Origin of the sequence: Kitasatospora sp. NPDC091207 (assembly GCF_044768625.1) — a bacterium.
GTDB lineage: Bacteria > Actinomycetota > Actinomycetes > Streptomycetales > Streptomycetaceae > Kitasatospora.
The window spans coordinates 77,501-91,775 of the sequence record NZ_JBIVVS010000028.1 but is presented as its reverse complement, the minus strand read 5'-3'; the positions used below and the strand labels follow the sequence as shown (position 1 = coordinate 91,775).

The 14,275-nt window shown below is 75.2% G+C and carries 12 protein-coding genes, 1 pseudogene and 1 CRISPR repeat array; of the genes and pseudogenes, 6 read left to right on the top strand and 7 right to left on the bottom strand.

Annotated elements, in window-relative coordinates:
- Positions 1-14 precede the first annotated feature (14 nt).
- The 3 genes from ACIQTO_RS32525 (at position 15) to cydC (ending at position 4,725) form a co-directional block, all read left to right on the top strand.
- Positions 15-1,076 carry a cytochrome d ubiquinol oxidase subunit II gene (locus ACIQTO_RS32525; RefSeq protein WP_402395735.1) on the top strand — a complete coding sequence of 354 codons (1,062 nt, stop codon included), beginning with the start codon at positions 15-17 and terminating at the stop codon, positions 1,074-1,076.
- 104 nt (positions 1,077-1,180) lie between these two features.
- Complete coding sequence (cydD, locus tag ACIQTO_RS32520) at positions 1,181-2,911, top strand: thiol reductant ABC exporter subunit CydD (protein WP_402395732.1); 1,731 nt, start codon at positions 1,181-1,183, stop codon at positions 2,909-2,911.
- Positions 2,908-4,725 (top strand): thiol reductant ABC exporter subunit CydC, encoded by a 1,818-nt coding sequence (cydC, locus tag ACIQTO_RS32515; protein ID WP_402395729.1) that lies wholly within the window; start codon positions 2,908-2,910, stop codon positions 4,723-4,725. The genes cydD and cydC overlap by 4 nt, the downstream gene beginning before the upstream one ends.
- A 239-nt stretch (positions 4,726-4,964) precedes the next feature.
- Here cydC and ACIQTO_RS32510 read toward each other — a convergent pair whose 3' ends face one another.
- Positions 4,965-5,402 carry a DUF1269 domain-containing protein gene (locus ACIQTO_RS32510; protein WP_402395727.1) on the bottom strand — a complete coding sequence of 146 codons (438 nt, stop codon included), beginning with the start codon at positions 5,400-5,402 and terminating at the stop codon, positions 4,965-4,967.
- A 402-nt stretch (positions 5,403-5,804) separates the two neighbouring features.
- Between ACIQTO_RS32510 and ACIQTO_RS32505 the strand changes: the two genes are divergently transcribed.
- From ACIQTO_RS32505 to ACIQTO_RS32495, 3 genes are all read left to right on the top strand, one after another.
- Entirely contained in the window at positions 5,805-5,981 is a 177-nt protein-coding gene (locus ACIQTO_RS32505; protein WP_402395777.1) for a hypothetical protein, read from the top strand.
- 265 nt (positions 5,982-6,246) lie between these two features.
- Positions 6,247-6,585: a carboxymuconolactone decarboxylase family protein gene (locus ACIQTO_RS32500; protein ID WP_402395724.1), complete on the top strand. Its 339-nt coding sequence runs from the start codon at positions 6,247-6,249 to the stop codon at positions 6,583-6,585.
- A gap of 692 nt (positions 6,586-7,277) precedes the next feature.
- Positions 7,278-7,787, top strand: a complete 510-nt coding sequence (locus ACIQTO_RS32495) for a DUF1269 domain-containing protein (protein ID WP_402395722.1) — start codon at positions 7,278-7,280, stop codon at positions 7,785-7,787.
- A gap of 510 nt (positions 7,788-8,297) precedes the next feature.
- Positions 8,298-9,180: a CRISPR direct-repeat array (repeat unit 29 nt; unit sequence GGGAACACCCCCGCGGGTGCGGGGAGCAG).
- Positions 9,181-9,487: 307 nt separating this feature from the next.
- On the opposite strand, the pseudogene ACIQTO_RS32490 reads toward ACIQTO_RS32495, so the two are convergent.
- From ACIQTO_RS32490 to ACIQTO_RS32465, 6 genes and pseudogenes are all read right to left on the bottom strand, one after another.
- Positions 9,488-9,670 (bottom strand): annotated as a pseudogene (locus tag ACIQTO_RS32490) (type I-E CRISPR-associated endoribonuclease Cas2); the annotation flags it as partial.
- A gap of 213 nt (positions 9,671-9,883) precedes the next feature.
- Complete coding sequence (locus ACIQTO_RS32485; protein ID WP_402395719.1) at positions 9,884-10,912, bottom strand: NADase-type glycan-binding domain-containing protein; 1,029 nt, start codon at positions 10,910-10,912, stop codon at positions 9,884-9,886.
- Between the two features lie 5 nt (positions 10,913-10,917).
- Entirely contained in the window at positions 10,918-11,517 is a 600-nt protein-coding gene (locus tag ACIQTO_RS32480; RefSeq protein ID WP_402395716.1) for a phage tail protein, read from the bottom strand.
- Positions 11,514-13,475 (bottom strand): putative baseplate assembly protein, encoded by a 1,962-nt coding sequence (locus ACIQTO_RS32475; RefSeq protein WP_402395714.1) that lies wholly within the window; start codon positions 13,473-13,475, stop codon positions 11,514-11,516. The genes ACIQTO_RS32480 and ACIQTO_RS32475 overlap by 4 nt, the downstream gene beginning before the upstream one ends.
- Positions 13,475-13,897, bottom strand: coding sequence for a GPW/gp25 family protein (locus tag ACIQTO_RS32470; RefSeq protein WP_380581228.1), 423 nt, complete (start codon positions 13,895-13,897; stop codon positions 13,475-13,477). The genes ACIQTO_RS32475 and ACIQTO_RS32470 overlap by 1 nt, the downstream gene beginning before the upstream one ends.
- Positions 13,897-14,214 (bottom strand): PAAR domain-containing protein, encoded by a 318-nt coding sequence (locus ACIQTO_RS32465; RefSeq protein ID WP_402395710.1) that lies wholly within the window; start codon positions 14,212-14,214, stop codon positions 13,897-13,899. Before ACIQTO_RS32465 ends, ACIQTO_RS32470 begins: the two co-directional genes overlap by 1 nt.
- Positions 14,215-14,275: the final 61 nt, after the last annotated feature.

Below are 14,275 nucleotides of genomic sequence, written 5' to 3'. Positions count from 1 at the left end.
GAAGGTTGGGCTACATGAGCCTGGAAACCCTCTGGCTGGCCCTCCTCGGCCTGCTGCTCGCCGGCTACTTCGTGCTCGGCGGCTACGACTACGGCGTCCAGATGCTGTCCCCATTCCTCGGCGCCTCCGGCGGGGCCCCCGGTGACGCCTCCGGCGGTGCCCCCGACGGCACCCCGACCGGCCCGCGGGAGCGGAACGCCGCCCTCGACGCGATCGCCCCGTTCTTCCTCGGCAACGAGGTCTGGCTGGTCGCCTTCGCCGGCGTGATGTTCGGCGCCTTCCCGCACCTGGAGGGCAGTCTGCTGTCCGGCTTGTACCCGCTGATCGTGGCGATCCTGGTCGGCCTGGTGCTCGGCAACGCCGCGATCCAGCTGCGCGGCCGCTCCCGCGACCCCCGGGCCCTGCGCCGGTGGAACGCCCTGGTGGTGCTGGGCGGCGCACTGCCCGCCGTGTGCTGGGGCATCGTGGTCGGCCTGCTGCTGCACGGCGTGCCGCGCCGGGCGGACGGCTCCTTCCACATCGGCGCCGGCGACGTGTTCGCCCCGTTCGCGCTGACCTGCGGGGTCGCCACCGCCCTGCTCTTCGCCGGGCACGGCGCGGCCTTCGTCGCACTCCGCTCGGAGCCCGAACTCGCCTCCACCGCACGGCGGGTGGGCGCCACCCTGGTCGCCGCAGCCGGCGTCGCGGGCGCCCTCGCGCTCGTGCTCTCACTGTTCGGGGCGGGGGCCTCGATGACCAGGCCGGGCACCTCGGCGGTGCTGTTCGCCCTCGTCGTGGCGGCCCTCGCGGCCGGCTGGTGGTACCTGACCCGCGGGAACGACACCCTGGCGTTCACCGCCACGTGCGCCGCGACCGCGCTGCCGGTGCTGCTGGTCGGCGCCGGCCAGTACCCGTACCTGCTGGCCGCGTCCTCCGGGGCGGGGCTCACCGTCGTCGACGCCGTCGCCGACCATGCCACGCTGAAGCTGCTGATCGGGTTCGGCGTGGTGGTCGTCCCGGTGATCCTCGCCTACCAGGCCTGGAGCTGGTGGGCGTTCCGCGGCCGGACCGGCCGGCGCCACCCCAGCTATTTCTGACCCACCGCCGTCGGCCGCCCGCCCGTTCGCGATCGGCCGACGCCCGTCGGCGGCCCGCCACGCGCGGCACGCGGCCGGCGGCAACACCCGGGAGGGACCACGGGATGAAACCGGTCGAACACCGCCTTCGGCGCGAACTCCAAGTGCTGCGCCACCACTTGACCACCTCCGCCGGACTCGCCCTGCTGGGCGCCGGACTCGTCGTCGGCCAGGCCGGCCTGCTGGCCGGCCTGCTCGCGGACGGCTTCGCCGGACACGGCCCGCGGACCACCGGCCTCGCCGCCCTCGGAACCGTCCTCGCCCTGCGCGCCCTGCTGGCCTGGGCCCGTGGCGCCCTCGCCCAGCGCACCGCCGCCGAGGCCAAGCGCGTGCTGCGCGACCGCCTCGCCGAACGCCTGCGGCGCACCGGCCCCCGGCGCCTGGCCGCCCGTCGGCACGGCGAGACGGCCACCCTGTTCACCCGCGGCCTCGACGCCCTGGACCCGTACCTCACGGGCTACCTGCCGACCATGGCCGCCACCGCCGTCGTCCCGCTCGTGGTCGTCGGATGGCTGTGGTGGACCGACTGGAGCTCCGCGCTGATCGTCGTGATCACGCTTCCGCTGATCCCGGTGTTTGGCGCACTCGTCGGGATGCACACCGCTCGGCGCACCGCCCGGCAGTGGCGGCTGCTCGCCCGGCTCGGCGGCCACTTCCTCGACGTGGTCGCCGGACTGCCGACGCTGCGCGCGTTCGGTCGTGAGCACCACCAGACCGGGGTGGTGCGGGAGATGGCCGACGCCCACCGCCGGGCCACCATGCGGACGCTGCGGGTGGCCTTCCTCTCCTCCCTCGTGCTGGAGACCGTCGCCACCCTGTCGGTGGCGCTGGTCGCCGTCCCGGTCGGCCTGCGGCTGCTGGCCGACGACCTGGACCTGCGCACCGCCCTGGTCGTCCTCTTCCTCGCCCCCGAGGCCTACCTGCCGCTGCGCGCGGCGGCCGCGGCGTTCCACGACAGCGCCGAGGGCATCACGGTGGCCGAACGGGTCTTCGCCGTCCTCGACGAGGAGGAGCCGGCGGTGGCGGGCACCTCCGCCGTCCTGCCCGGCCCCGTCCCCGCCGCCGTCGGCCGGGGCCCCTGCCCTGTCACCGTCCCTGTCCCGCACCCCGACGCCCGGACCGCGCGGCTGCGGCTCGACGGGGTCACCGTCCACCACCCCGACCGCGCCGCGCCCGCCCTCGACGCCGTGTCGCTCACCGTCCACCCCGGCGAGCACCTCGCCCTGGTCGGCCCGAGCGGCGCCGGAAAGTCGACCCTCCTCGCGCTGCTCCTCGGCTTCGTCACCCCCGGCGCGGGCCGGGTCCTGGTCGACGGCACCGACCTCGCCGCGCTCGACCCCGAGGCCTGGCTCGCCCAGGTGGCCTGGGTGCCGCAGCGCCCGCACCTGTTCGCCACGACCGTCGCCGACAACATCCGCCTCGGCCGCCCCGACGCGACCGACGCCGACGTCCGCGCGGCCGCCCGGGCCGCCTGCGCCGACGGCTTCGTCGAGGCGCTCCCGCGGGGGTACGCCACGCCACTCGGCGAACACGGCGCCGGGCTGTCCGCCGGACAGCGCCAACGGATCGCCCTGGCCCGCGCATTCCTCAAGGACGCGCCCGTGCTGCTGCTCGACGAGCCGACCGCCCACCTCGACCCGGAGAGCGAGGCCGCGGTCACCCGGGCCACCGTCGACCTCATGCGCGGGCGCACCGCGATCGTGGTCGCCCACCGTACGAGCCTGCTGCCCTACACCGACCGGACCGTCACCGTCCGGGCGGGCGTGCTGGCCGCCGACGGGCTGGTGCCCGCATGACCCCTCCACCGCGCCCCGGAGCCCCGGTACCCTGGCCCGCCACCGCCCCCGGTTCCCAGCCCGCCACCACTCCTGGTTCCCGCCCCGTCCTCCGTCTGCTGCGCCACCTCCTCCCGTACTGGCACCGGCTGCTGCCCGCCGGCCTCGCCGCCGCCGGCAGCGAACTCAGCGGCGCCGCCCTGACGGCCACCGCCGCCTGGCTGATCACCCGCGCCGCCGAACAGCCGCCGATCTCCGCCGTCGCCCTCGCCGTCGTCGCCGTCCGGGCCCTCGCCCTGGGCCGCGGCACCCTGCGCTACGCCGACCGCCTGCTCGGCCACGACGGTGCGCTGCGCGCCGTCGCCGACTTCCGCGCCCAGGTGTACGAGGCACTCGTCCCGCTCGCCCCGGCCGGCACCCCGGCGTTCCGCAGCGGCGACCTGCTGACCCGCCTGGTCGACGACGTCGACGCCGCCCAGGACCTGCTGCTGCGCGTCCTGCTCCCGGCCACCGCCGCCGGCCTGGTCGCGCTCGCCGCCACCGGCACCGCCCTCGCCCTGCTCCCCTCGGCCGGACTGCTGCTCGGGGCGCTGCTCGCCGTGGCGGGCCTGCTGGTGCCCGCCCTGGTGCTCGCGCTGTCCCGCCGGGCCGCCCGCACGGAGAAGACCGCGCGCGCCGAACTCGCCGCGCTCACCGTCGACCTGACCGAGGGCGCCGCGGACCTCGCCGCGTACGGCGCCCGCGGCCGCGTCCACGCGCGGGCGGGCGCGGCGACCGCCCGGATCGCCGCCCTGGAACGCCGCACGGCCCTGACCACCTCGCTCGCCTCCGCCGTCGTCCTGCTCCTCCAAGCCACGGCCACGGTCGGCGTCACCTGGCTCGGCCTGAACGCCCACACCGACGGCCGGCTGCCCGCCGTCCACCTCACCGTCCTCGCGGTGCTCGCCCTGGTCTCCTTCGACGCGCTGGCCGGCCTGCCCGCCGCCGCCCGCCGGCTCGCCGACGTCCGGGCCCGCGCCCGCCGGCTCGCCGACCTCATGGACACCCCGGTCCCGGTCACCGACCCGGCCGACCCAGCCCCGCTGCCCGCCGGTGGACCGTTCGGCGTCGAGATCACCGACCTACGGGTGCGCCACCGCGCCGACGGCCCGGCCGCCCTCGACGGCGTCAGCCTGCGGCTGGCACCCGGCCGCAGGGTCGCGCTCCTCGGCGCCAGCGGCTCCGGCAAGTCCACGCTGATCGCGGTGCTGATGCGGTTCGTCCCGTACGAGAGCGGCAGCATCCGGGTCGGCGGGCGCGAACTGCGCGACTGCTCGGGCGCCGACGTCCGCCGCGTGATCACCGGCGTCACCCAGGACGCCCACGTCTTCCACACCACGATCCGGGCCAACCTGCGCCTGGCCCGCCCCGACGCCACCGACGAGGCTCTGCGCGAGGCCGCCCGCCGGGCCCGGTTGCTCGACTGGATCGAGTCCCTCCCCGACGGCTGGGAGACCGTGCTCGGCGGCGACGGCGCCACCATGTCCGGCGGCCAGCGCCAACGCCTGCTGCTGGCCCGCGCCCTGCTCGCCGACCCGCCGGTCCTCGTCCTGGACGAACCCACCGAGGGCCTCGACCCGGACACCGCCGCCGCCGTCCTGGCCGACATCCTCGACGCCACCCGCGGCCGCACCACCCTCCTGGTCACCCACGACCACGCCGCCCTCGACGCCGTCGACGACATCCTCACCCTCACCGCCGGCCGCCTCGCCACCACCTCGTCGAGGCGATCAAGGCCGACCGCAAGGACCCCGGCGGCCCCTGCGTCGTCCCCGACTGCTCCGCGGTCCAGCTGATCGCCGGCGCTGTCAAGGCCGCCGATCACGGACGGTCCGGGTCGCACCACCTGGGTCAAGGACGGCGTTCGCGTCGCCTACGAGGGACTGACGCTGTACACCTGCGACAAGGACGCGGACGGGCCCGGGTAGCCCACGCCGGCGCTGTGGAGGGGGAGGCTTGGTCCGCGCCGGGGCCGGTGTGGATGCCGATCCGGGAGCGCTCCTGGTCGCCGAAGCGGTCCAGGACCGCTCCCGGGTCATTGCCCGGCGGCCGGCCCGCGGTCAGCGTCGGACGGACCGCTGAAGGCAGCCCTCAGGCGATCTTCCTGCTGCACCGAGAGGTCAGAGCGCATCAGGTCCATGGCGTGCCCCTCGAACGCCTTCGCGATGGCGTCGATCTCAGCATCGGTGCTCAGCAGCACAAGCGCCGAGGTCCCCGGCGTCATCTCGGCTTTCACCGACTCGATCATCGAGCTGTCGATGCCGGACTTGGTCAGCTTCTTGGCGAACGAGGAGGCCTTGCCACCCTCGTCGGTCACGTGCTCCTGACTCTGGGGCCCCGCTGCGTACGGCGGCCAGCGGAGCACGGCGACGTCACGCACATCGAGGTGGCCCGCATCACCCAGCTGCTTGAGCCTGAGGACCGCGTCATCTGCTCCTTCGGTGCCACTGAACCGCCACGCCGTTGTCGACATGGATCTGCTCCTTCCACCAGGCCGGCCGGTTCCGGCCGTGCTCTTGGCCGGCGCGATCCATCCCCCGGTGGAGCCGGCGCCGCCCGTGCGGACGGGGGAGAGCGCGCTGCACGGTGAGCGCGGCCGACCGCGAATTCCGCCCTACCACCATGCTGCGCGCCGCACGGACGCGGCGCATCCGCCCCTCCGGGCGTCGTCGTGGTGGTGCCTGGCTGAGGTCCTGGAGCGGGTGCCCATGAGCGGTCGTGGCCGGTGCCGCCGCATTGGCCGGCGTCGGCGCCCCGCCCTGCCACCGCCTCGTGCGCGGAAGGACCGCCCTCGGTGTCGAGCACGCCATCGAGCAGGACCCGGCCTTCGCCCTGAGGGTCCTCGTCGGCATCGCCACGCACTGCCACCCGCGCACTGCCCCCCGCCGTCAACGACCCCACCACCGCCACCCAGGTCCTGGACCGCAGCGAGGCGTTCCTCCACACCCCCGACACCGCGCGGAGGCGGTTCAGGGCTCGGCACTGGACGGTTCCTGAAACGCGCCGCGCAGCCGCCCGTACGGCCGGCCCACGCCACCGACGGGCGTCCTGACCGGCCCGGCGCGCCGTGGACCACACGGTGGGCCGCGGTGTCTGCGCCGACCTCCGTGCGGCGGCGGTCGAACCGGGCCGCCTTTCTTCGGAAGGCCGTGGTGAGCCGGCCCGTGTCCCGCCCGACCGCGGCGGACCGCCGGCCCCGGTGCGGCGGGGCCGCAGGCCTTCTACGGTGGTGGGAGGACGTCCGACGCTCGCGGACATCCCGTCCTTTCGTGTTGACCCCCCATGCGTCGGCCCTCGCCACCAGGAGGCCAGTCAACATGTCCACCACATCGGAAACCCCCGTCCTGGACACCCTCGCAGCCATGACCGTCGACTCGATCGAGCGGTGCGGGCTGGCCCCGGACATGCTCATCCTCACGCGGATCGCCGCGCTCGCCGCCTCGGACGCGCCCCCGATCTCCTACCTCGCCCACCTCGACCCGGCCCTGCGGGCCGGCCTGACCGCCGACAAGCTGCAGGACGTCCTGGTGGCCATCGCCCCGATCGTCGGCACCGCCCGTGTGATGACGGCCGCCGGGAACATCGCCGGGGCGCTCGGCATCGCGATCGCGGTCGCCGACGCCGAGATCGAAGCCGAGGCCGAGGCACGGGGCTGACCGCCGGACGGGCAGCCCCGGCCTGACCGAGTCACGCCCGGCACCGTCGGCGGGCGGCGGTCCCGAGCCGCCCGCCGACGGTGGCGTGACCGAACCTTGCCGTGACCGAAGCTCGCCGTGACCGGACTCCGCTGTGACCGAACTCCGCCGTGACTGCCGACCCTTCCCCGGGAGGAGCGCCCCGGCGGTCGGACGGCTGACCGCCGTACCACCGGGGAGCGATCGGCGCCTCTCCCGGGCCCGGAGGTGGAGGGCCGCCGGGCAACCGGCGGATGCGGAGATCCCGGGCGCCGCGCAGCATGGAAGGCATGGGTGATGTTGCGAGGGTTCCCTTGTCGGTGACGACGCCCGACGGGGTGGAGACCCGGATCGGTGACCCATGACCGCTGCCGTGAATCTCGCCGGGCCGCCACCGCCGGCCCAGTCGTCACCGCCGGCCGGCCCGGCCGGCCAACTGGCCCAGCTCACCGAGCTGAGGAACGGCAGCCGGATCGCGGACCAGGAGTTCGCCCAGCGGACGAGGAGTTCACACAGGTCAAGGCCGAGATCCTGGCCTGCTGCCGTCCGGACCACACCTCCGATTTCCACCCGCGCGGGCCGACACGCCACCTGCGAACAGGAGCGGCTCAGGCCCGTACGACCCGCCCCGCCGTGTCCTTCCGGACCCGGCGACGACGAACAGGAGAGACACCATGGCCAAGCCCGACTCGGTCTTCATCTTCGTCGGTACCTACCCGAGCGAGGCCGCGGCGCGAGCCGACTACGACATCGTCAAGGAACTGCACTCGGCCGGTGCCGTCGGCAGCTTCGACGCGTCCGTGGTCACCAAGGACAAGGACGGCAAGGTCCACGTCAACAAGGACGAGACGGCCACCCGGCACGGGGCGTGGGGCGGAGCCGCCGCAGGAGCGGTCGTCGGCCTGCTGTTCCCGCCCGCGATCATCGGCACCGCCGCCGTCGGAGCCGCCGTCGGCGGGGTGGGCGGCCATCTGTGGCGCGGCATGTCCCGGGCGGACGTCAAGGAGTTCGGCGAGATCATCGACGAAGGGCAGGCCGCCCTCGTCATCGTCGGCGCGAACACGCTCTCGCAGGCCCTCGACAAGGCCGAACTGAAAGCCGAGAAGCGGATCGCCAAGGAACTCGACGTCAGCACGGACGACATCGACAACGCCGTCCGGCAGGCCGCCACCGAGGTCGCCTGACCCTCCAAGTCCCCGGCGCCCGTGGCTGTCGCGCGCCAAGGCCGGCCGGGCCGCCTCCGTACCAGGGTGGCCCGGCACCGCGGGTTCCAGCGCCCGAGCGAGCCGGCTCCGCGGGCCGATCGGCCAAGGGGTGCACCAGCAGCGACAGGTGTTCCACCGGGCCCGGAACACCACACCCACCCGACCCGGCGGGCACCCCGACGAGGGAGGACCACCGACATGGGCGCACCAGCGCCGGCTCCCGGGCCGACCTCGCTTCCGCGCGCGCTCCTGCCCACCGTCACCGCGGACCCGCCGCACCTCCCCGAACTCCTGACCGCCTTCGTCGTCGACCACCTCGGCGGTCCGGCGGGCACGACCGTGGAGCAGCGCCGCGAACAACAGCCCGACGCCGGCCCCACCGACCTCCAGGCCGCGGTGATCACCCGAGGGCGGCGACGCTGCCAGACCGAAGGTGCCTTCGTGGGCGGGCCCGCAGTGCCTGAACGACCGGAGGCAGGGCCCGCCGTCGGGAACACCCCCGCGGGTGCGGGGAGCAGCGGTTGGGCCCTGGAGGCGGAGCAAGTTAGTGGGGAACACCCCCGCGGGTGCGGGGAGCAGGTCCATTCGGGCGGGGGTCGGTGGGCTTTTGAAGGAACACCCCCGCGGGTGCGGGGAGCAGGTGCTCTTGCCCTGCTGGCCGGGCCCGTGGAGGGGAACACCCCCGCGGGTGCGGGGAGCAGGCCTTCATCCGCTCGCGGGCCGCGGGCAGGCAGGGAACACCCCCGCGGGTGCGGGGAGCAGGCAGTGACGACCTTCAACGCTGGCACGACGATGGGAACACCCCCGCGGGTGCGGGGAGCAGGGGTGCGGCCCCGCCAGCGCCGGGGTGGCGCCGGGAACACCCCCGCGGGTGCGGGGAGCAGGGGTGCGGCCCCGCCAGCGCCGGGGTGGCGCCGGGAACACCCCCGCGGGTGCGGGGAGCAGCAACCCAGGATCGTGCCCACCGGATTTTTGACGGGAACACCCCCGCGGGTGCGGGGAGCAGGAGAATGGGACGGAATCGGTCATAGAACAATTGGGAACACCCCCGCGGGTGCGGGGAGCAGGGGCACCCCGACGGAGACCGGCCTGGTCTGGGGGGAACACCCCCGCGGGTGCGGGGAGCAGAGCCGGGGGCTGGGGAGCCGTCTGAAGGCGAAGGGAACACCCCCGCGGGTGCGGGGAGCAGCCGTTGAGCCGCTTGGCCAGCACCGCAGCGGCGGGAACACCCCCGCGGGTGCGGGGAGCAGGAGCCACGGTGGGACGAGCTGGCCGACGCGGGGGGAACACCCCCGCGGGTGCGGGGAGCAGTGAGCCATGGAGAAGCTGATCCCGGAGAAGCTGGGAACACCCCCGCGGGTGCGGGGAGCAGAGTCGGTGAGCTGGGAATTTGTCAGGGGAAGAGGGTGGGTTGAGCAACTTGCTGAGGATCGGGCATTTCACCCTTTCCGGGTGATTTGGTGTGCTGGCAGTGCTGGTCGCGGTGCTCGACAGGGAGGGTGGGAGGCGAGCGTATGCTCCTCGCATTCCTTCTCGGCGACTCCTTGGTGAAACCGCTGCGCGGCAAAGGGAGTTGGGATGGTGGGCATGTCGTTCGCCCGCGTCTTCCGTGGGCATGGTGCTGCCCGCACCGGTCGCTGTCCTGCGCTGGAGGCTCATCGCCGATCCGCCGTTCGCGGTCAGCGGGGTCCGAAGCGGCGTCGCTTGGCGGCCTTGCTCCATCCCGCGCCCTCGTGCCCGTCCGCATGGGGCGCCGCAGGGGGCGCCGGGCGGGGTGGCGGGCGGTCCGAGGGGCGGTGGATCAGCGTCAGCCCCTCGTGGTCCACCGGATGCCACCGGTGCTCGTGCGTCTCGAACGCGAACTGTCCTCGGGAGCTTACCGGGGCGGCGCCCGCAGGCCGATGCCGCGGTGCTCCTCGATGTGGCGGAGCGCCTCGCTCCAGTGGCCGGCGGTTCGGTGTCAGGGCGGGGCGGGCCCACCGGAGGAGCGGGTGGCACCGCACCTCGGGCTACGAACGGTGCCGGCATCACGTGAACACCCCGGTGGACCCCGTGCGCACGGCGGCCGCGGGGACTCAGGTCCGCTGGAAGAACTCCAGCTCGGCCAGAGCGAGATGGCGGTCGCCGTCCAGGCCCGCGGGGGCGTCGAGGGTCAGGCGGATGGTGGTGGCGTCGCTGATGCCGGTGGGGAAGGTCTGCGGGCCGGGCTTGTCGGTCAGGGTCAGCTTCTTGACGGTCTTGCGGCCGTCCGAGGCCGTCACCTCCAGGTCGATCCGCAGGGCCCGGCCCTCGCGGGCGTAGTCCTCGGGTGAGGTCGAGGCGCCGTTGGTGACGATCACGGCCACCAGGCGGAAGGGTTTGGCGAAGGTGTACGTCACCGAGGCGCCCGGGCCCGGTGCGCCCCAGTAGCGGTTGCTGAGCCCGTCCGTGGCGTTGCCGGCCGGGTGGCCGGGTACTTCGGCACTCGCCTCCACGCGGACCGGGGTCACCGGCTTGCTCTTGCCCAGCTTGTCCCGGGTGTCCTCGATCAGGTGCCGGCCGGCCGGCAGCAGCAGGAAGCCGCCCGCGCACAGGGCCAGTACCACGGCCAGGATCACCAGGAAGCGCGTCGTCCGGCCCGAGCCGGCCCGGGTGCGGCGGCGCAGCGGCCAGATCGTCCGCCACCAGGGGAGCGGCGGTGGGGTCGTACCGGGCGTGAGCGGGGTCGCGCAGCGGCGGCAGAAGCGGCGGTCGGGCGGGTTGGGCGTGCCGCAGGCGGGACAGGGCGTCCCGGCGGCGTCCTCGTCCACCGGGACGGGCCGGACGACCGGACGCGGTGCGACGGCCTTCGCCGGCCGCACGGGTTGCGGCGAGGCGGGGGGAGGAGGATCGGCGGGTGGTGAGGGGTCGGCGGGCCGGGGGACGGCGGGTGGTGCGGGGTCGGCGGACCGGGGTGCGGCGGGGGGTGCGGTGGCCTCCGCCGGGGGGTCGGCAGCCGGAGTTGCCGGGGCAGCCGGGGCCGCCGGAGCCCCCGGGGTGTCCGACCAGTCCAGGTACGAGCCGCAGTTGCCGCAGAAGCCGTCCGTCGGGCCGTTGGCCGCCCCGCACGCGGGACACTCGCGCATCGCCGTCACCCCTCCTCACCCGTGGGCGGCCCCGGTAGGACCTCCACCCGACAGACCGTGTGGACCGGGCAGAGGCTCCGGACCAGCGCGCGGACCCGGTCCGCGTCCACCTCGTGCGTCGCGTCCACCTCGTGCGCCGTGTCCACCGCTCCGCCGTGCCGAGGCCACACCCGGACGAGTACCTCGTCGGCCGGGGCGGGCGGTAGCGCGGCGCCGGCCGTGCTCGACCAGGCGGCCCCGCCGTCCCCACTGATCTCGGCGGACACGCCCAGCACCAGGCGCAGGGCCTCGACCAGGCCGCGCCGGGTGCCGCTCCAGCGGTGCAGTTCCACCGCGCTGGCCACCGCCTCGCGGCGCAGCGCCAGTGGCCAGCGCGGGTCGTCGGCGCCGCCCACCCAGGTGGCCAGCCAGGCCAGGAAGTCGGCCGGGGCCAGTCGCGGATCGAAGTAGGAGGGCAGGTTGTCGAGGGTGGTGAACACCGGGGCCAGTACGGTGTCCAGCCCCGCCGTGAACCGTTGCGCGAAGTCGTCGTCGGCGTACAGCGCCGGCAGCTGCTCGCCGATCGGGTGCCGGCTGGGCAGGCCCGGGACGGCGGCCCGGCTCATCCGCGCACCTCCGGCTCCCGCGCGGTCACGACCACCTGGTGCTGGTAGGAGAAGACCAGCGCGCCCGGGCCGACGTCGATCCGGTCGACCGGGGCGCCGCGCCGGCCCGTGACCGGGTCGGCGGCGAACAGCCGGATCTCCTCCACCACCACGTCCCCGACGGCGCGTTGCAGCACACCGAACACCTCCCCGTACTGCACGGGCCGCCCGAACGGCCGGCCCGTTCCGTCGGGTCCGCCGCGCAAGGGGTCGAGGTGCCGGTAGAGCGCGTCGAGCGCCGCGTCGCGCACCCGGTCGGCGTCCGCGGCCGGTGCCGAGAGCCGGGCGACGACGGTGACGCCCTGGTAGAACGGCGGCTCGACGAGGAGCCGGGTGCCGATCAGGCGCCGCTCGTCGAGGGCCGCGGTGATCCTGGCGAGGACCTGGTCGGACGGGATCAGCTGCTCGAAGCGCAGCCGGCCGCCCTCGTCGGCCACCGCGTCCGGCACCACCAGGACCCGTACCGCGCCCGCGCCCGCGTCCCGGTCGGGCAGGCAGCGGACCCGGCGCACGGAGGGTGCCGCCTGCCGGGCGATGATCTCGTGGTCCTCGGCGGTCACCGCGCGCTCCTGCATGCGCAGCGTCTCCGGTGCCCGCAGCTTGGCGTTGTCGATGGTCTCCCCGGCGACCCCGCCGCGTGCCGCCTCCCGGTTGACGACCCGGGCGACGTACGGGACGGAGCTGCGCAGGACGGAGATCGCGCCCCGGGAGACGTTGCCCGCCGGGCCGCCGCCGGTGCGGTAGCGGGCCACGCGGATCCGGGCGCCCTTGGCCGGTACGGCCCCGCACGGACGCAGGGTGCCGTCGGCCTCGCGCAGCACCGGCGGGAACGCGAACTCGCCGGTGGTGGCGTCCACCCGGACGTGCCGGTCGGCGGGCCCCGAGCGCCCGAAGTGCTCCACCACCTCCCAGCGCTGCCACCCGTCCGGCGAGGACACCTCCACCACCGGGGGTTCCCCGTCGAGTAGCACGGGCGGGCGGCCGAGCCGGAAGGACTGCCCCGCCACCCCCTCCGACACGCCGAGCGGTACGTCGGTCACCCGCTCGGCGTGCTCCACGGCCGTCGTGCCGCCGACGGTGAAGACGGCGGCCTCGCGCACCGTCGGCGACTCCGAGTAGAACGGCTGCCCCGGCTCCGCCTCGGTGACCCGGCAGCGCAGCCAGCCCGCCCTGGTCCCGCTGACCAGCGACGCCGTGTGTCCGGCCGGAACGTACACGATGACCTCACCGGGCCGGTTCAGCCCGCCGGTGCTGTCGGAGCCGGTCTCGCAGCGCTGCCACCGGCCGCCGTCCCACGCCTCCCACACCAGCGGGGGCTGGCGCGGGTCGACGCCGACGCCCTCGACGCGGCTGTCGAGGCGGACCGCGACCACGCAGCGCGGCACCGCCGTCGGCAGGCCGAACAGCAGCGCGTCGCCGGGCTCGGGCGCGGCCTGGAAGCACGGGATGTCCCGGCCCTCGGCCAGCGCGCCCGTCCGGTCGGTCTGCTCGCCGGTGCGGGGCGCGGTGACCAGCCGGGTCAGCTCGCTCGGCACGATGCGCAGGTCGTCGGTGGTGGCGAAGACCACGGTCGCCTCGGTCTCGCCGGCCGCGGTCGTCACCTCCGTCCCCGCGGGCAGCGTCACCGTGTCCGGTTGGGGGGCCGAGAGCCAGAAGTCGACCTCGGCGACGGCCGCCGACGGCGGGTACAGCCGGATGCCCAACAGGTCCAGGAAGGCCAGGTAGTTCTTGTCCGGGACCCGGTTCAGCCGGTACAGCAGCTGGTCCACGAGGTAGGCGAACGTCTCGATCAGGGTGACGCCCGGGTCGGAGACGTTGTGGTCGGTCCACTCCGGGGCGCGCTGCTGCACGTACCGCTTCGCCTCGTCGACGAGCTGCTGGAACCGTCGGTCGTCCAGGTTGGGGGAGGGCAGGGCCATCAGTCCGCGACCGTTTCCTCGGCCCCCTCCTCGGAGGGGATCGTGTAGAAGGGGAAGACCAGGTTGCGCCGGTCGTTGGTGGTGCGCACCGTGTAGCGCACGTCGATGTAGAGGGTGGCCGTCTCCACCGCGTCGAAGGCCACGACGACCTCGTCCACGGCGATCCGCGGCTCCCAGCGCTCCAGCGCCTCGCGCACCTGCTGGGCGATCCGCCCGGCGGTGACGCCGTCGCCGGGGGCGAAGACGTACTCGTGGATGCCGCAGCCGAAGTCGGGCCGCATCGGCCGCTCGCCGGGCGCGGTGCCCAGCACGAGGCGGATGGCCTCCTCCAGTTCCCGCTCCCGCTCGACCATGGCGATCCCGCCGGTCGGCCCGACCCGCAGCGGGAACGCCCAGCCGCGCCCGATGAACCGGTCGCCCATCACAGGCCTCCGATCAGCACGTTCGGCGCACCGGTCAGGACCGCCGCGCCGCACGCCGCCTGGTCGCGGGCCCGCGCGGCGGGCAGTCCGCCGATCAGCACCACGCCCCCGGTGACCGCGGCCGGGTTGGGCACCAGCACGTTCCCCGGCCCCAGGGCCGCGTGCGGCGGCACCGGGCAGACGTGCAGGCTGCCCACCACGGCGGCGGGCCGCCCGCCGATCAGCACCGTCGCCACCCGCGCGGCGGCGCCGGGCGGCGGGGTCGCGATCCGGCCACCGTGGTTGGTGGGGTCACCGGTACGGGCTGCGGCTGGCATCGGGGGCTCCTCGGGGAGAAAGGGGAGAGGGGAGAACGGTTCAGGGAGGGAGGGGCGCTCA